Genomic DNA, 18,617 nt, shown 5'->3' on the forward strand with positions numbered 1-18,617 from the left:
CAAAGTCATCGTCAAGCCAGGGATTCAGGAAAGCGATGGAGATTATTCGTTGAAGAAGCTTGATGGCCGACCGATTTTGTTGCCGGATGATCCTAGATGCCATCCAGGGATTGACAACCTCCGCTCCCACCGCCAACGATGGGAATTCTGACATCCTCGCCCCCCAATCCAAAAAACTTCCCGAACTTCCCATTCGGAATTCATTACCCCCACGATCACATGTCCAAAGACACCCCACGCAACCCGAAAGCGCAGGCCCAGAAGGACCTTCGGCAGGAGAAGCAGCAGTTGAATGCGGCAGAAGCGGCCAAAAGGCTCGCTGAGGAGCGGTTGGAATTGCATGTTCAATTTGCGGTGCTGGAGAAAGATCAGCGGGAATATGAATTGGAGCGGCGACCGGAATCTCGTTTGAATCCGCTTGTGGGGTTGGAGGATTGGATTGCGACTTATCGGCACACGCGCTACAAGGTCGAGGGTTTGTCGTCTCCCATTGTTCTGGGACAGCTGAATCCGGAAGTCGATGCACTGTTGACGACGCACCTATCCCCGAATGTTGCCAAGCCACAGTCCTGGGCCTACTTGACGGCTTGGAATCCGATGTCGAAGGCGTTGCCCTTGAAGCAGAACATTCGGCGCAATGAAATGCTCAAAAAGGAGCTGCAAAGCTACACCGTCATCCCGGGCATCGGCGAAAGTCTGGATGGGATATGGGCCGAGGAAAGCTTTTTGGTGATCGGCATCGAATTGTTTGCAGCCAAACTGACAGCGGGTAGGCATCAGCAGCGCGCGTTTTTGTTTGCCGAGGCAGGGAAAGCAGCAGAATTGTATGTGCGGTTTGATATGGGGATGCCTTATCATAGCGCTGGAATAGTTAGCAGGTAGCAGTTAGCGGTTAGCAGTTTGAAATTAGAAATTAGAATCCCGCAGCGGGATCTTGAAGACCTTTGAGAAAGAGAAAACGCTGAACAAATGAAGAATGGAGGCTCGTCGTTGATCAACTGCCTCCGTCACGCCCGATTCAGATGGGCATCCGGCAAACAGCGCCAAAACCTACTTGGAATAGACATGCTGTCTACCGCGAGTAGATATGCTTTCTGCCGCGGCCATGTTTGACCTTTGGTTGGACAGGGTCGCTGTTTAAAATTCACTACGGCGCTATTTACGCGTCCCTTCGGTGATGTTTACTTTTGTCGAGGGTGCTGTTTACCGTGGATAGATATGGTGTTTGCGCCAGACATGCTTGACCTTTGCTGCGGTAGATATGCCTTTTACGCCCGACATGTTTGACCTTTGTGGCGGTAGATATGCTGTTTACGCCAGACATGTTTGACCTTTGCGGCGGTAGATATGCTGTTTACGCCAGACATGTTTGACCTTTGCTGCGGTAGATATGCTGTTTACGCCAGACATGTTTGACCTTTGCTGCGGTAGATATGCTGTTTGCGCCAGATATGTTTGACCTTTGCCCAGACATGGTTGACCTTTGGCTGCACATGTTTTCAGCTTGCCGAATGCAGACTACATTCCTGCTGCGAATCTGGTCAGTCCTTTCCAAATCAACTGCCGGAGAATCACGAAAAAAAGGTGTCTTTAGAAAAAATTTTCGCTACAAAATCTTCGAATTTAAGCCGTATGAATAGATTCCATTCGATCCTTGAAAAAAAATTCATCTTCGGTGAAACTTTTTCCTGAGCACTTTTCGTAGAAGGAGAAAAACCGCCGCTGACCGGACAATCAGCGAATGGAACCTTAAACTTGCGCTTGCTTTCCGTCCATAAAATCTGCGGTTTAACCCACCGCTCAAACTTGTCACCATTTAAACTCATTACAAGATGAAGGACCTTAATGTTAAGACGAATTGGACTCCTGCAGATGTAGCCCTCTTCAAAGATGCCTTGGACAAAATGATTCAATTGACCCCGTTTCGCCTCAATTTGGACGACGACGAGCGCAGGGCGAATCCGACGGTTGCCGATGCTCGCCTCCCCTATTGCAAAGACTGCAATGACTATGGAGTTGACCATCAAGCTGCGCTCAACATGACCAACGATGAAGTCGCCGAGTTGCAGCAAACCTATCAAGATTTCCTCTGGGTGTCCCATCTCTTGGGTGACGTGGACACTTTTCGTGCAGGTTTGGCAGATGCGAAACATATGCTCGGCGCAAACCTCTTCAAATTGTCACGTGACCTGCATCTTTCCGTCAAATTGGCTGCGCAAAAAGGCAAACCGGGTATGCGTGCTGTGTTGCAAACCCTCGATGAACGGTACGCGCAACAAGGCAATTTCAAGAAGAAAAAAGACGAAAACAGCTCGAGCGGCGGCCCCAATCCAACTCCGATTCCCGGCCCCGGACCGCAAGAGGATATTGCATAATATTCGGTAGCATTGACCATGTTTTGTTTGCAACACAACCTGTCCGTTTGGATGGGTTGTGTTGTTTTGGGTGGATTAAATGGACGTATCGCGAAGGGTTAAGTTCATCCTGGGCAACTAAAGAATCGTATCAGGGGGGGGGGGCGTAGGGACCGGTCGCGACCGGTCCCTACCCGAACGGAACCATTGATTGGAAACCAATCGGTTTGCGGGTGTATACATCCCAAATTCCCCATCCGCCCCGTATTTTCAACCCATGAAATCCAATACTGCCCACCCACAGCGATGAAAATCAAAAAATTACGCGTCCATTGGATCGCTGTTTTATTCCTTGGAAGTTCGTGGTTGGTAGCATCCGGTCAGGTCACCCAAGAAAAACCGCACATTCGCCAGGCACACGAGAAAATGACCTTTGCAATCAACATTTCACCCTTGGAGTTTCGCCTTGCCGATGTGGAAAAGACGACGATCACGGTCGACGTAACCAACACGGGCTACCAAAAAATCAATCCCGAATACACTCAATTTCAGTTACTTGTCAATGACACGCTGTCGTTTATTTTCATGCTGAGTGGCAACCGCATCCTGTCCGGCGAATGGTTCTCCCTTGGGCCCAAAAAGCATGTCTCCGAAAATCTCTCTTCGATTGCTTCCGGGTTGTTTCCGCGTGTGGGGGAATACAAACTGCAATTGTTGTGGAAGGACCGCGCTGCGGATGTCTTTTGGGTGAAGGTGTTGGAGTGAGGGATGCCTAGCAGGACCTGACTTTCCACTTGCATTCCCAATCAATTTCCTCTAAATTGTCCCCAGAAAGCTATCAATATGTCCAATTCACTCGTTCACCAGTCACCTCGTCCGTCCAAAAGGGAATCTACGGATCGCACCGCATTTGACAATTCGCAAAACGACGACATCGTAGGGAAAGTCCATGGCACCTCCTGTTTTTCAGCTCAAAGCCGATGAAGGAGGCGATGACAAAAAGAAAGAGGAGCAAAAAACCAACTTTAATTGGAGCGGCGCTGTGTTGGGTGGTGCAATCGGAGGGCTAGGAGGAGGCATTTCAGGAATGTTCATGGGTGGCATCTCTGGTGGACTTTACGCAGGAGGCATCGAAAATTTGCTCACGGTTGGTTCAAAAAAGGCGGAGTCATTCGATGATCTCAAAGTCATTCTCCAAACAATTCCCACTGGAAAAGAGTCACTGCAACGTTTCAAGGACTATGGTACTACAATTGAATTTGTTGCGGGTGGCGGTTCTTACCACAGTGCTGGAAAAATGACCATCGATGCCAATGAAACCGTTCGCGAAGCAGCCTTGACCTTTGTACATGAAATGAACCACGCCTACTACGAAAAGGCTGGCCTACGCAAGGACATCATGAAAGACAACAAAAAGGATTACGTTGCTGGCATGGTCGAGGAAGAAGCCGAAGGGACCGTCAAGAGCATTGAGGCAAAAATCGAATTGGAGGGAACCATCATCGATACGAAGGGACTTTCATTTCCATTGGAAACTGAATATCGGACGGCCTACAAGACGGCCTACGATGCTGGAATTAAGGCAGGAAGCATGGCAGAAGAGGCAAAACAATGTGCAAGATCGGCAGGCAAGGATGCCGTCGTGAAAGGATTTTTGGACGGTAAGGTTCAAACCTCCAATACGGGCGAATCCTATTCGGCTTATTACGGCGACGCTTGGGACAAAAATCACCCAGCCGGGAAATGAAACGAAACCGCAAAAGGCAACTCCTAGCAGTGCTTCCCCTCCTCCTACTCTCGCTCAATTGCAAAATGCATACACCCGAAAAGTCATTTCCTCAGCTAGCAACATTTCCTTCGGAAGCCGCATTGTTGGCATCGCTGCTGTCGGATAGCATCACCGAATCCACGACTTTGGTGACGCCGTTTTTCCACCATACCACCATTGAAAAGATCGAAAAGCGCTTGCCGACGCATCCGATCGTGTATTATTTCTCCAAAGGCCCCGAAGGCAAGGTCCTCAATCTCACAGGCAATACAGAAAAATTCGAAACGGCCGCCGTCGAGGACAACTTGTTGCTTCACACGAATGACGATGCCATTGCCTACACGAACACGATGTTTCAAGCCTGCAAAAGCCGAAAAGCCTATATTGTGGAGCAGGAATTCGGTTTTCGGTTTATTCCGAAACTTAGCCCCGAGGAAACACAGCGCAGCGAATCCCTCTTGCAAACCTACGCCAACAAGATGCATGGCCCAGTCTCGACGGCGGTTGGGGGATTGTTTTTGGTCAGTTATATTTATGTGGAGGACAGGAATTTGTACGAGGTGAAAATGGAGCTGTCGAGGATTGGACGGTTTACGGAGGAGAAGGTCTTGTTGGAGAAGGATCTGCCTGTGGTTTGGGTGAGGTGAAGGAAGGAGAAGGTTCACGAGGAATACCCATTGGCACTTTGAAAATCAATCGTATCGCGTAGGGATCCCGAGGATCGGGACGACCGGTCCCTACGCAGGACGTACAGATCCCCCATTTGCACATTCCCCATCCGCCCCGTATTTTCATCCCATGGAATCCAAAGGACTGTTTACCATCGACATAGACGACGAAGGTCGCGAGGTTTGGGAGGTCGCCCATGCGGTGCTTGCCCTGTATGAAATGCCGGCTGACGAAGAAGAGGATGATGAGGATGAAGATGAAAATGAAGCGCACGAACCCGCTGCACCTGACCCCAACAAGCCCGTTTTTGAAATGCTTGTGGAATTGCGCATGGGTGCTGCACAATTGCGTGCGCCCGAGTTGGAGGAGGTCATGAAAGGCAGTCCGAGTTTGCAGGTGCGTGTCTTCCTGACGCAAGCGCAACGCCCCTTGCGGCCGGGAATGGTGATGGAGCAGGCATCCGACTATGACGCGGTGCATGAGCGGCACCTTTCCAACTGCGTCTATTTCGAACACCACGGTATCGTGAACGTGCGCATCGAAGTCCTGGACATCATCCCGAGTGGTCGCCGCCTACGCATCTCCGGGGAAACGGTCATCACCAATTATGGCAAAGGCGGCCCCGATGCCCGATTTGAAGCCGTGGTGGATGCGGCTGCGGGGAGGCCGTATTTTCAGTGGTGAGAGGGAGGCATTTGACATTTTTGTTGGGAGGGTGTTGATGGTCTGTTTGTGTTAATCGCCTCACCCCAACCCCTCTCCACCAATTTTCCTAGCGGAAAATTTGCGGAGAGGGGCAAGATCGATCTTCGCAGAAGATCAGATTGCGCCCCTCTCCATTGTAGAAATCGTGATTGAGCGCAGCGAAAGAGCGATTTATGCAATGGAGAGGGGTTGGGGTGAGGCGATAGGAAAATTCGATGGCGGAATTCAATTTCAAAATGCTCGTATTGATCGCCTCACCCCAACCCCTCTCCACCAATTTTCCTTGCGGAAAATTTGCGGAGAGGGGCAAGATCGATCTTCTGCGAAGATCGGATTGGGCCCCTCTCCATTGTGGAAATCGTGATTGAGCGCAGCGAAAGAGCGATTTCTGCAATGGAGAGGGGTTGGGGTGAGGCGATAACGAAAATTCGATGGCGGAATTCAATTTCAAAATGCTCGTGTTGATCGCCTCACCCCAACCCCTCTCCACCAATTTTCCTAGCGGAAAATTTGCGGAGAGGGGCAAGATCGATCTTCGCAGAAGATCAGATTCGCCCCTCTCCATTGTAGAAATCGTGATTGAGCGCAGCGAATGAGCGATTTATGCAATGGAGAGGGGTTGGGGTGAGGCGATAAGAAAAAATCGGTAGTGCAATGATATTTTCAACCTGCCTGTGCCGATCGCCTCACCCCACCCCCTCCCCACCAATCTTCCTAGCGGAAAATTTGCGGAGAGGGGCAAGATCGATCTTCGCAGAAGATCAGATCCGCTCCATCAATACCGCCGCAATTGCTTCAAGCACATTTGAAGGATCATCAAGCTCCGAATTTTTAAACCGAAGCACTGTAATGCCGATGGAATCGAGTCCTTCGTCTCGAATTGCATCTTCAAGCTCGTGGCCTTCGTGAACTGCGCCATCCAATTCAATCGCTAACTTTGCCTCAATTGAGTAGAAATCGGCCACATATAGCCGCAATAGCGTTTCTCTTCCTGCATAATAAAGCGGATGCTGTCTCCGAAACTTCACATTCAGAATTTGCCTATTTCGAATGAGCTGCCACAACTTATCCTCATAAGGAGTAGAATCTCTTCGCAATTGTCTGACGAGTGCTGTGATGGGGCCACCTTGTACTGGTTTTTTATTGTCCATTTTAAGTAGATTGGTACTGCAAATTGCAAAAAGTTTGAAACATGTTCAAGAAGTATCTACCTGTTTTTATCGACTCACAATAACATCGGTCTCCACGAATTTTCTTGTCCGCATTGATCCCCTCTCCACCAATTTAGGAAAATTTGGGAGATCGATCTTCGCAGAAGACAGATTACGCCCTCTCCATTGTAGAAATCGTGATTGAGCGCAGGAAATGGAGAGGAAAAAAAACACAAAGTGCAATGATATTTTCACCCGCATCCGACAACCCCTCTCCACCAATTTCCCTAGCGGAAAATTTGCGGAGAGGGGCAAGATCGATCTTCGCAGAAGATCAGATTGTGCCCCTCTCCATTGTAGAAATCGTGATTGAGCGCAGCGAAAGAGCGATTTCTGCAATGGAGAGGGGTTGGGGTGAGGCGATAAGAAAAAATCGGTAGTGCAATGATATTTTCAACCTGCCTGCACTAATCCCCTCACCCCAACCACAAAATCCGCGAATCCTGCAATCCATTTCTCTCCTTCTGTAACATCTGCGCAGCCATCCATGGCGACCTTTGACGTATGATGAATTTGACACGATACGAAATGAAAATGATTGCGCTCAAAATGTTAGGAGTAGGGCTGCTGATGATGGTGATGCAAGTTGCCATCGGCCAAGTGATTGTGGTGGGAAATCCTCCTGCATGGGGACCTGTGGGCTATACGGAGGTGCGGTATTATTACATTCCGGATGTGCATTCCTATTATGACATTTCGACTTCGCGGTTCATCTATTATGAAAACAGCAAGTGGATTCGGAGTGCCTATTTGCCGGCGCAATATCGCAGTTATGACCTCTACCGTGGGTACAAACAGCCGATTCGCGGGTACAAGGGCAATTCGCCGTACATCTTTTATCCAGCCTATAAAATCAAATATAAGCCCGATTACCGTGCAGGTCAGCAGGTATCGATCGGCCCAAAGCCAGGCAATAGCGGCAAGGGCATGGTCATCGGCAATGGAGGAAATGGCAGCAAGGGACATCAAGGGAGTGGTCACCCCAAGGGCTTCCCCAACAATCCGAAGATCAGCCCCTCGAACGGCCATCCCAGCAATGGGAAACCCGCAATCATCTATCCTAAAGGCAACAATGGTAGCCATGGCGGTGGAAATGGCAGCAAGGGCGGCAACGGCCATGGTGGGGGAAATAGCGGCGGAAATGGCGGCGGGAGCAAAGGCGGTGGCAAAGGCAAATAGGAAGGCAGTCGACATTTGATGGAAGGTTGGTGACATCTGATTGCGCCGAATCTGTCGAAACGTTGAACACGTTGAACAGGTTAAACCCGTCGCGTAGGGACAGGTCGCGACCTGTCCCTACGCGACGGGTCACAATTGCGGGTCACAACAATTCGGGTCACAACAATTGCGGATCACAACAAAGGATCACAACAACGGACAACCACCGCGGATCATCATCTTTGCGGGTCATCGATAAAACCGATCCTCTTCCCAGCGTTCAGGGTTTGTGCGAATATACTCAACGATCCTATGGTAGGACTTTTCTGCACGAATGATATGGTCATGGTAAGATCGTTGCCATTGAAACTCCTGCAGTTCTGCCAAATGAATCAACTTAGAGGATGTCGTTTTATACGCACCCAATAGTTGATCTAATGGTTTGATTTTAACCGGCTGCTCCAACAACTCGGAGGTCGGAATTCGATCCATTTTTTCATTACATCCCAATTTCCCTTCCCTCGAATATACTAGGCTCCGGTTGATTTCAAGAACTCCATGAATGTGGTTAGGCATCACGATAAAGGCATGTGAAGCCAGATAAGGATAACGATTCAGCAACCAATCCCACCGTTGATGGGCAATCAAGCCAAAGGTGTTAAGAACCATTTTGTTGTTCTCCACATTCCCAAAATGGCAAATTTGATGTTTCACACACGACGTTACAAAATACAAGCCATCTTGACTGTAGTCGTATCCTGGCTTGCGAATAGTGGGTTTTCTGCGGTAAGGTATCATTGATCGACGGTTGAAATGAAAATTGGTAAATGGTTGAATTCGTAATACAAATTCATCAGCAAGAATCAAATTTCCAAAAGATTGTACAAAAAAATCGGACATTGACATCGATGTCGACATTGGCATCGCGTAGGGATCCCGAGGATCGGGACGACCTGTCCCTACGCGATGGTCATAAACGATGGTCATACGCGATGGTCATACGCGATGGTCAAACCAGACAGTGAAACACAATGATCACCCAACGGCGGCTCACAACAACGGTCGATCCTCGAAACACGCCCCCCTCCATTTCCCGCAACCTTCGCCCCCATCCGCCGTGCAAAAAATTCTTATCTTGCCCGCCTAATGAAAATACGTCCTATGAAACGTTACATTCTTCTATGCTGCGCAGTGGTTCTCACACTCGCACCCACGCTCACATTGTTCGCACAGACGCGCCTGACGCCGGAATTGCTCTGGAAAATGGGCCGGATTTCGGAGGAAGACATCTCCCCTGACGGTTCTACGGTCATGTTTGGCGTCACCTACTACGACCTTGCCGCCAACAAAGGCAACCGCGATATTTGGACCTTGCGCCTCAAACTTCCCGGTGACAAGGGCAAAAATGCGATCAAAGCCGGCACGATGACGCAGATTACACAGACTCCGGAAAGCGAATACAATGCTGTTTGGCGTCCCGACGGACTCAAAATCGGTTACCTCAGTGCAAAATCCGGCGAAATGCAACTCTGGGAAATCAATCCCGATGGCACAGGACCCGCTCAGGTCAGCACCGTCGAAGGTGGCATTTCCAATTTTGCCTATTCTCCCGACGGAAAACATGTATCCTTCACCTGCGACGTGAAGCTCGATCAAACGGTCAATGAGCTTTATCCTGACTTGCCCCTCGCCAAGGCACGCCTCACCGACGATCTGATGTACCGCCATTGGAATGCTTGGCACGACTTCTCTTATAGCCACGTGTTTATTGCACCCTACGAGAACGGTAAAGTCGGCGACCCCTTGGACATTATGGCGGGCGAAAGGTTTGATTGCCCGATCCCTCCCATGGGCGGCGGCGAACAAATCGCTTGGAGCACCGATGGAAAGACGATTGCCTATACGAGCAAGAAAAAAATCGGCAAGGAATTCGCGGTCAGCACCAACAGCGATGTCTATTTGTACAACCTTGCGACCCGTGCGACCACCTCGCTCGCCGAAACCAATCCAGGGTATGACCAAGATCCAGTGTATTCGCCAGACGGAAAATACATCGCCTGGACCAGCATGGAGCGCGACGGTTTTGAAAGCGACCGCAAGCGCATCTTCCTCTTCAATACCGCCGACGGCACAAGCGCCGAATTGCTGAAGGACAAAAACCGCAGCGCTGACAACGTCACCTGGGCAAATGACAGCAAAAGCATCTACTTCACGAGCGACATCAAAGGCACCGTGCAGGTCTTCAACATCGAAGTCCCTACGGGAAAAGTTCGCCAAATCACGGATGGTCAACACAATTTCAACAGCATCCACGTGGCCAATGGGGTACTCGTCGGCGAATTGTGCTCGATGGCCTACCCGACAGAACTTTATACTGTAGACCCGAATACCGGTTCGATCGGCATGCTCACCACCCTCAACACGGAGCTGCTCAAAGGCGTCGAATGGGGCGAAGTGAAACCGCGTACCATCAAAACCACCGACGGCAAAGACATGTTGGCCTGGGTGATTTATCCGCCAAATTTTGATCCGAACAAGAAATATCCAACCCTGCTGTATTGCCAAGGTGGACCACAAAGTGCTGTGAGCCAATTCTTCAGCTACCGTTGGAATTTTCAGTTGATGGCTGCGAATGACTATATCGTGATTGCGCCCAACCGTCGCGGCTTGCCTGGCTTTGGTCAGGAATGGAACGACCAAATCAGCGGTGATTGGGGCGGACAACCGATCAAGGATTACCTCAGCGCAACGGATGACATCAAAAAGGAGCCTTATGTGGATGCTGCGAGAATCGGTGCTGTTGGCGCAAGTTATGGCGGTTACAGCGTGTATTTCCTCGCTGGCAACCACCAAAAACGCTTCAAAACCTTCATTTCCCACTGCGGACTGTTCAACTTGGAAAGCTGGTACACTTCGACGGAGGAAATGTTCTTCGCGAATTGGGACATGAAAGGCGCGTATTATGACAATCCGCAACCCAAGTCGTATGCCGCTGCAAGTCCGCACAACTATGTACAGAAATGGGACAGCCCGATCCTCGTGATCCACGGCGAAAAGGACTTCCGCGTGCCTGTGACGGAAGGTATGCAAGCATTCGGCGCTGCCAAAATGCGTGGCCTCAAGTCAAGGTTCCTCTACTTCCCCGAAGAAGGCCACTGGGTCCAAGGTCCGCAAAATGGCGTGGTCTGGCACAGGGTGTTTTTTGAGTGGCTAAAGGAAACACTTTAAGTGAAAAGTGATAAGTGAAAAGTGAAAAGTGCCTTGGGGGTGCTTTTTGAGTCGTAATTATTCATGGAAAGTGCCTTGAGCGGTTGTTCGAGGCACTTTTTTTGTGGGGGGCTCAGGCAGGCAGTAATCCAAGGATTTCTCCGCCTTGTTAGTCGCCTCACCCCCTGCCCCTCTCCACGAATTTTCCTAGCGGAAAAGTCGCGGAGAGGGGTAAGCTGGATCTTCGCAGAAGATCAGATTTGCCCCCTCTCCATTGTAGAAATCGGGACTGAGCCCAGCGAAAGAGCGATTTATGCAATGGAGAGGGGCAGTGAGGCGACTAAAAAGCCGTTGCGCAACACCAATAAGCATCGCGGCAACCTAATATACAGCAATCCAAGGATTTATTCGTCTAGTTAGTCGCCTCACAAAAAATTTGGGTGCGGGCAACGGTTGGAACCGTTTACCCGCACCCAAAACTTGTTGCGTCCTTACCTGCTGCCTTTGATGCCGCCTTTGGGCGACGGAGAAGGATTGGAAAAGTTTGGCTTTGGCGAAACCTGCGGCCTTGGTGCAACCTGTGGCTTAGGCGAATACGTCGGTTTCGGATCCGCGCGCTGCCACGTATCATTGTGATACGAGGGTGCGGGATTGCTCCGTGGCGCTTCGAAGTTTTGCGGCGGACGCTCCACTTTTGGCGTCGGGGTGTAGGTCGGCTTCGAATCCGTATTCGGTTTTGGATTGGTGGTCGGACGCGAATCGTTATTCGGTTTTGGATTTACAGTCGGGCGGGAATCATTGTTGGGATTCGTGGTTGGACGGGAATCGTTGTTGGGATTCGTCGTCGGACGGGAATCGGTATTGGGCTTTGGATTCGTCGTCGGACGGGAATCGGTATTGGGTTTCACAGGCCAAGTTTCATTGGGGCGGGAAACCGTTGGTTTGGGCGCAATTGGACGCGGAGAGGCGTTGACGGATGCATTCAAGTTGGGATATTCCTTCGAATGCGTTTCAAAATAGACCTGCTCCGATGGCGTTTTGGAGGGCTGTGTCACCAACGAATTGTGGTACGATACCTCAAACTGCCCAAATTCCTTGATTCGATCCGGACGATTGACGTCATTCTTCAGCCAATCCTTGCCAAAAACCGTCTCATTTTCAGCCACCCAGTTATTGACTTCGCGGTGAAATCCGCCGGGGGAATCGCGGTGTCCCTCGTGGTAACAAAGGAAATGATGCGTCAAATGCGGATAATGATGATGGTGCCAAGGATGCTGGAAATACCACCAAGTATAGTAGGGCGAAGGCATTCCATACACAATCAGCACGCCGCCTGCGCCATAATAATAGCCGCTATGGTACCAATAAGGTTGCGGATACCAAGACGGATAATCATACCACGATGGATATCCATACCACCAAGGATAAGGATTGTGATAATAGCCATAATTACGGGGATAATTACCTGTATTGTAGGTATTTCCATAGTTATAGGTATTGTAAACGGTTGTGTATTGTGTCACTTCCTGTTCCGTAGCGACAGGGGCACCTTGCTCCTTCCGGAATTCTTCAGACGATTGTTCGTACTCACGGAGTGCTTGTGGATTGGCGCTGAGGCTGTCGCGCCACGCTTGCAGGTCTTCGGCATTGCGACGGGCGACTTCGAGGTTCAGCGAATCCAATTTATGGATTACCCAAGCCGGATCGCGACGGTACATATCCCCGACCAAAACGGTCATTTTCAGGCTTTCGCTCAGAATGCTCATCACTTCGGGCACGGTGACCAAATTGCGCAAGGCACGTTGTGCGGGATCGGGATAGGTGCGCAAAAGCGATGCAAATGCGGATTCGGAGGCAGCGTAAAGTTCATTCATGCGGATGACCGTGGGCCTTTTGGCGTCATTGGCCCAGCGCGCGACATTGTGAATGTCTTCGGGGAATGTCTTCAAATCCTCTTCCTTCAGGCCGCCACGTTCCGAAATATGGGTCACAAGGGCAGGAAATCGTGCCAATTCCCAGAGACTTTGCTGATCTTCCCGGGTTTCAGTGGACAACAAATCCGAAAATTGCTGACTCGTAAGCCGCTGCATTTCTCCGATACGCACCACCAATTCGGGGTAAAGACAGGCCTGCAGGATGTCATTGCGGATATTTTCAGGGTACAATACCAACGCTTCGACGCTCGCCTTGTCATCCTGCAGCAACCGCGCCAATATCGCATCCGAACTTTGTGCAAGGCCAATCCCAGCCCATCCAAACAGGCAAATCAGCAATCCAATCAATTTCTTTTTCATCTTCAGTAGCCGGTATATTGCACAAAACAAGCGGAGAAAACACAAAATCAGGATGATGTAAACAACTGGAAATCATGACAATTGTCAGCTTACCTTCCGTAACCTCCTCCGAGGCCAAGGTTCCAGGAAAGGCATTCCTCTCCAGCCTCCGCCATCAAAGGTTGCTGAAATGCCAAGTTGATGGATTACAGAAGATTGCGCGAATGTTATAGGATTCGCGGATGGGCGGGATTACGTATTCGGTTCGAAGCTGCCAAAAAATCGAAAAGGCAATGATAGCGTTCGAAGGCAGCTGAATATTACGGAGTTGGATGTTGCATTCGCTGCGCTGAACTTCGTTTGTCAATTCAATGTTGTCCAGTTAATGTTCTTTGCCCCGTAGGGGGTGTAGTATGGTAGATCAACGTTCCCATGGAATTTTCAACCGTCCGTCGGCTCGGCCCTCGGCCGAGCCGACGGACGGAAAAATGCTTGCATTTAATTGATCTACCATACTTTACCCCCTACGGGGCAATGCCGAAAAATCAAATCAACAACATTGATTCTCCATTAGCTGCGCTGATTACTCATTGGCGTTCCTTTTTCAAAGGCATTGCTTGCGCGAACTACGTCCAAGAGACACCGTTTCGTGATGTCAATTCTCAATTCTCAATTCTCAATTCCCTTAAACCTCAATTCCCATCGCGCGCATGAGCGCGGTCGCATTCATGCTGAGGCATTGCCCGGGGGTGAGCGTGTAATCGAAATGCAATTGGCCGTCGGGCGTGACGGTGCAGTTGAAGCTGTAGTTGTGGATGTCTTCGGGCATCTGCCCTGCCATGTCGACGAGTTCGATGTCGTGGGTCGAGACGAGGCCCGAGCCGCCGTATTTATGGAGTTGCTGCACCAATGCGCGTGCTCCTGCTTGCCTGTCGCGGCTGTTTGTGCCTTTCAGGATTTCGTCGAGCAGGAAAAGTACGTTGGGATTGGCCTTGACGATTTCGATGACGCTGTGCAGGCGTTTTAATTCGGCGTAGAAGCTCGAGGTGTTTTCTTCCAGCGAATCAATCGTGCGCATGGAGGTCACGACTTCCATCGGCGAAAGGCGCAACTTGTTGGCACAAACCGGCGAACCGGTCAAAGCGAGGACAGCGTTGAGGCCCACGGTGCGGAGATAGGTGCTTTTCCCGGACATGTTGCTGCCGGTGACAAGCCAAATCGCACCATTTCCCGGGAGTGAAATCGGATTGTCGATGCGTTGCTGTTGCCCGATCAGCGGATGCCCGATCGCTTCTCCTTCGAGCAAAAACGAACCTTCGACAATTTCAGCGTCGGTCCAAGCGGGAAATGCAAACCGAACCGCGGCGAGGCTGTTGAGCGCTTCCATTTCGCCGATGACCTCAAACCATTCGACGATACGCTCGCCCAATTCACGCTTCCATTTTTCCAAGGCCTTGAGACAGAAGACATCCCAATAAAAGAGGGTATTCATGAAAAAATGCGGCAAGCCGCTGTTCCGGAATTCGAGGTTGCCGACGATGCGGCCCAACCTTGCAATCTCGGCCGAAGCCGGGCTGCCTTGTGTGCTGAGACGCTGCTTCAGCGTCGCCACAGCAGGCGCAGAGACCTCCAAGGATTCGATTTTGGCCAGCATTTCCGACCAGGCAGCCAACAATTTGCCACGTTCCTCGGATGCAGATTGAATCCGTTGCACGCGGCCATTGATCATCCGATTCACAAGAAAGTTGAATCCCATGATCAGGAAAAAGTACCCCGATGGAATCTGTCCAAATATTTCAAGCAACCCTTCGACGGCCGCCAGCGGAATCATCACCCAAGGCAGAAAACCCAACCAAGGCCGCTGCGAAACAAATCCCGGTTCCTGCATCCACCTGCGCAAGACCTCGGGATTTTCTCCCTGCGAATCCTGCAATTTTCCGATCGCCTGAAATTCCTGACGCCAGTCGATCAGCGGCGCCATTTGTTTGCCAGCCTCTTGCCGTTCGGTCACTTTGGCCTTTCCCACTGGATTTTGGAGCCATTCGGCCAATTTGGCACGGCCAAACACCGTCGTCGCGCGGCTCAGCAATTGGTACAACGAATGTTTTCCAAAAATATCGAGGTCCGATGTGTAAGGATGCGCGGGATCGATGAACTCTGCCCCTTCGTCAAACCCTTTGAGATCGCCCTTGAGCCGGCGCTCCTCTTCCTCGTTGAATTGAAGCAACAGGCGTTGGTAACGCAGGCGTTTGTTGACGGCTTCATTCCATTTTACGGTGAGTCCAAATCCGATCAATCCGGCCATCAGACAAAGCAACCACCAGGCACCGCCCCAGCCCCAGGAGGCAATTTGAACGCCTGCAGCCATGAGAAATACCCCCAAACGGACCAAGGCGATTTGATCGAGTTGTTTTTGGATGGCTGCAATCGAGGATTTGAACTGCGTTTGGCGCGCTTGGAAAACGGATTCGGGACTCATGTTGCAAAACTACGAAATGCCGACAAATAGAATCCCCCGCAGTGACGCTGCGGGGGAATTTTTCGTTCCATGGTCGGGAACAACAAAAAGGGTATGAGAAAAATTACTACTTCAATGGAAATGTACGAAACATGAAGGGTTTTTGATGCATGGTGGATACGGATTCGGAGAAATAAAAATTAAACAACTGAAAATGAGCTGTCTAAATTATTCCATTTCTCCCATTCGCTACATCAAAAAAGTCAGTTTCCTGTTCATAAAGCGCTCGATTCCAACGACAACATTCGCGGCAGCATCAAGCAAACCAACAATATTGGCAGCACGGATATTTGACACAGCAACCCAATCCAGCAAAATCGCCAGGCCCAGCTCGTTATTCTCTCCACCCAAAGCCGAACCCTGAACTCTGAACTAACTCTCAACTTTCCACTCTCCACTCTCCACAACGCAGTACCTCATTGATCAGAATCAATTGCTACCAAACCCAGAGATGCTTCGCTTAGCATAACCATGAAAACTCTGAACTCTGAACTCAATTTCCTTCCTTCCAATAGTACCCTTGAAACCACGCCTCCAATTTCCCTTCCGTGCGTTTTTGCGATGTCAGACCAAACCTCGACATCCCACCAAGCACCAAAATGGTGCGGTAGCTCGATAACTTTCCGTCTTGCTTGACAAAACGGTAGCTGAACGGCTTGCCGCTTTTGTTGGTGGCCGTGTCGCGGTTCACAACGACCGGATCGAGCAAAAACCAAGTCGTATCTCCTTTGACGGCGGTTTGAAACGTGGGTTCGACAGGCGAGGCCTCTTCCAGTGCCCGCTCCATGTTAAACACCCCATAGCCAAGTGCGTAATCAAAGTAGGGATATGAATGTCCGGCCTCCATGATCCGCTGCTTGATTTCCATGTTGCTGGCTTCGGGAAACTGCTGCATCAGGCAAGCCGCCAATCCCGAGATCATCGGACAGGCAAAGGAGGTGCCGCCGATCGGTTTGTACCCACCTTTTTTGTTGGCTGCGAGGACGTATCCCGGAGCGGAAATTTCGGGTTTGAGGACGCCGTTGAAATTGGGTCCAAAGGAGGAAAATGGCATTCGAAAGTAGAGCATGGGATAGGATGCGCCGACGGTGAGGACCGAATCGGCATCGGATGGGGCAGAAATGTAGTGGAATTTGCCGGCACCTTCGTTGCCTGCACTGTTCACGACGAGGATGCCTTTGCGCACCGCCATGGCGGCAGCACGCGAAACAAGGGTCTTTTGGCCATCCATGTCAGCGTAGGTATGGCGGGGTTTGCCGTAACCGAGACTGCTGCTGATGATGTCGGCACCTTGCTGATCGGCCCATTCCATCGCCGCAAGCCAATTGTCTTCCTCGCTTTTGACCTCGCGCAGGTTGCGCTCTGTACGTGCGAGCAGGAAGTCGGCATCCACCGCCGCTCCGATGCGCTTGCCTTCATACAATCCGCCGATGCAGCTGAGCACCGCCGTACCGTGTCCGCTATGCCCGTAAACGTCTTCGCCGCCGCCTACAAAGTCCTTGGTGAGCTTGATTTGGCTCTTTTCACGAAGGTGCGCAAAGGCAGGATGTGCATCCACCCCGGAAAATCCGGCGTCAAATACAGCGATCAAAAGGCCCTTACCAGACAAACCGCGCTGCTCCACAAAGTCCATGGAGACCGCATTCCGCTGATGATTGAAGAGCAGATGAAATTGAACGCTGTCCGAGGACCCATTGGCCAATTCGGCATCGGTGGATTCCTCAGCAAGCTGCACTTCCAAGTCCTCAAAAGGCTCCACAGCAAAAACAAAAGGCAATCGCCGCACTTGTTCAATTTGTGCAGGTGTGGCCTCCACGGAAACAGCATTGAACCATCTCAACGAATGCCGCGTGCGGTCTACAAGGTTTCCCACCGCTGCGATATAATCTTGGCGCACCGGAAAGTCTTCGATCAACGGAAAGGCAACACCGGATTTGAAACGTCGTTGCAATGCCTTGGGATGGAAATCAGCGATGGGCGAACTGCTGACATCCTTGTCCTTGAAATAGACAAAATAGCGTTCAGAAACCGCATTCGATTGGCCAAATACACCGCAACAAATCAGGAAAAGGCCAAGGGAAAGAATGAATTTTTTCATTGTATTCATCAGCAAACTATGCAATCGAAAGTCGTGAAAACTACTTACTTATAGCGGGAAATTTTCACAAATTTGCAGTGGAGGCTGGCAATTGTCCTCAAAAATTGAAAATTCGATGCGAAACCTGCTGATATTCTGTTGGATGGCACTGATGCTTGCGAGTTGCGGAGGCACTGCGAAGGTGGTCAAATCGACTTCGCAGGTTTGGCATGGCGGTGCTGCGGGCAGTGGGGGCGGAAAAAGGTACGAAGTCACCTTGGACAAACCGGCCAACATGGAAGTCAAGATCGAGAAGGTCTGGATCGGCGAACGCGAAAAGGGCTGGCTTCCAAGATTCAACGTGATTCCGCAGACCTCCGACACGGCCAATCATCAGGTTGCCCATAAGGGGGTGACCAACTTCACGGTCAAATTCTCCGAAACCTATCCCGGTCAGCCTGGGCCGCGCGAGGCGCCAAGACCCGTGGCTGTGGTGCCATTTGACAATCCGCCCAGCGATTTGCCCGCCGCATTTACCCACGGTGCCGTCATTTATTATCAAATTGGAAAACAAAGCGGCACTTGGATAGTCAGTGACTTTGAGGCTTTGCCCGTATTGAATTATCCTTGAATATTCGCTAAAAAACGATGCTGGCACTCAATTTGCAGCATTTTCA

15 protein-coding genes are annotated in these 18,617 nt (G+C 50.6%); 9 read left to right on the top strand and 6 right to left on the bottom strand.

The annotated features are described in order from the left end of the window. Nucleotides 1–219: 219 nt before the first annotated feature. The 6 genes from IPN95_27200 to IPN95_27225 all read left to right on the top strand — a co-directional run bounded on the left by IPN95_27200 (nucleotide 220) and on the right by IPN95_27225 (nucleotide 5,475). Complete coding sequence (locus IPN95_27200) at nucleotides 220–882, top strand: DUF3293 domain-containing protein (GenBank protein MBK9453040.1); 663 nt, start codon at nucleotides 220–222, stop codon at nucleotides 880–882. A gap of 950 nt (nucleotides 883–1,832) precedes the next feature. Then, nucleotides 1,833–2,375 (top strand): hypothetical protein, encoded by a 543-nt coding sequence (locus IPN95_27205; protein MBK9453041.1) that lies wholly within the window; start codon nucleotides 1,833–1,835, stop codon nucleotides 2,373–2,375. A 285-nt stretch (nucleotides 2,376–2,660) separates the two neighbouring features. Next, entirely contained in the window at nucleotides 2,661–3,119 is a 459-nt protein-coding gene (locus IPN95_27210) for a hypothetical protein (protein ID MBK9453042.1), read from the top strand. Between the two features lie 184 nt (nucleotides 3,120–3,303). Then, a complete protein-coding gene (locus IPN95_27215) occupies nucleotides 3,304–4,101 on the top strand; it encodes a hypothetical protein (GenBank protein MBK9453043.1) in 798 nt (265 codons plus the stop codon). A gap of 65 nt (nucleotides 4,102–4,166) precedes the next feature. After that, nucleotides 4,167–4,769: a hypothetical protein gene (locus IPN95_27220; protein ID MBK9453044.1), complete on the top strand. Its 603-nt coding sequence runs from the start codon at nucleotides 4,167–4,169 to the stop codon at nucleotides 4,767–4,769. A gap of 151 nt (nucleotides 4,770–4,920) precedes the next feature. Continuing rightward, nucleotides 4,921–5,475 (top strand): hypothetical protein, encoded by a 555-nt coding sequence (locus IPN95_27225; GenBank protein ID MBK9453045.1) that lies wholly within the window; start codon nucleotides 4,921–4,923, stop codon nucleotides 5,473–5,475. Between the two features lie 782 nt (nucleotides 5,476–6,257). On the opposite strand, the gene IPN95_27230 is transcribed toward IPN95_27225, so the two are convergent. Then, on the bottom strand, nucleotides 6,258–6,647 hold the full coding sequence (locus IPN95_27230) for a DUF559 domain-containing protein (GenBank protein ID MBK9453046.1): 390 nt from the start codon (nucleotides 6,645–6,647) through the stop codon (nucleotides 6,258–6,260). A gap of 567 nt (nucleotides 6,648–7,214) precedes the next feature. On the opposite strand from IPN95_27230, the gene IPN95_27235 reads away from it, so the two are divergent. Continuing rightward, on the top strand, nucleotides 7,215–7,886 hold the full coding sequence (locus IPN95_27235) for a hypothetical protein (protein ID MBK9453047.1): 672 nt from the start codon (nucleotides 7,215–7,217) through the stop codon (nucleotides 7,884–7,886). Between the two features lie 228 nt (nucleotides 7,887–8,114). On the opposite strand, the gene IPN95_27240 is transcribed toward IPN95_27235, so the two are convergent. Then, entirely contained in the window at nucleotides 8,115–8,663 is a 549-nt protein-coding gene (locus IPN95_27240) for a hypothetical protein (GenBank protein MBK9453048.1), read from the bottom strand. Between the two features lie 363 nt (nucleotides 8,664–9,026). On the opposite strand from IPN95_27240, the gene IPN95_27245 reads away from it, so the two are divergent. After that, on the top strand, nucleotides 9,027–11,093 hold the full coding sequence (locus tag IPN95_27245; GenBank protein ID MBK9453049.1) for a S9 family peptidase: 2,067 nt from the start codon (nucleotides 9,027–9,029) through the stop codon (nucleotides 11,091–11,093). Nucleotides 11,094–11,563: 470 nt separating this feature from the next. Here IPN95_27245 and IPN95_27250 read toward each other — a convergent pair whose 3' ends face one another. From IPN95_27250 to IPN95_27265, 4 genes are all read right to left on the bottom strand, one after another. Then, nucleotides 11,564–13,366 carry a hypothetical protein gene (locus IPN95_27250; protein ID MBK9453050.1) on the bottom strand — a complete coding sequence of 601 codons (1,803 nt, stop codon included), beginning with the start codon at nucleotides 13,364–13,366 and terminating at the stop codon, nucleotides 11,564–11,566. Nucleotides 13,367–14,030: 664 nt separating this feature from the next. Beyond that, nucleotides 14,031–15,824, bottom strand: coding sequence for a hypothetical protein (locus IPN95_27255; protein MBK9453051.1), 1,794 nt, complete (start codon nucleotides 15,822–15,824; stop codon nucleotides 14,031–14,033). Nucleotides 15,825–16,052: 228 nt separating this feature from the next. Then, nucleotides 16,053–16,214 (bottom strand): hypothetical protein, encoded by a 162-nt coding sequence (locus tag IPN95_27260; protein ID MBK9453052.1) that lies wholly within the window; start codon nucleotides 16,212–16,214, stop codon nucleotides 16,053–16,055. A 142-nt stretch (nucleotides 16,215–16,356) separates the two neighbouring features. Beyond that, nucleotides 16,357–17,961, bottom strand: a complete 1,605-nt coding sequence (locus IPN95_27265; protein MBK9453053.1) for a S8 family serine peptidase — start codon at nucleotides 17,959–17,961, stop codon at nucleotides 16,357–16,359. 115 nt (nucleotides 17,962–18,076) lie between these two features. On the opposite strand from IPN95_27265, the gene IPN95_27270 reads away from it, so the two are divergent. Then, nucleotides 18,077–18,571 (top strand): hypothetical protein, encoded by a 495-nt coding sequence (locus IPN95_27270; protein ID MBK9453054.1) that lies wholly within the window; start codon nucleotides 18,077–18,079, stop codon nucleotides 18,569–18,571. Nucleotides 18,572–18,617: the final 46 nt, after the last annotated feature.

Source organism: Bacteroidota bacterium (genome assembly GCA_016718825.1).
Lineage (GTDB): Bacteria > Bacteroidota > Bacteroidia > J057 > JADKCL01 > JADKCL01.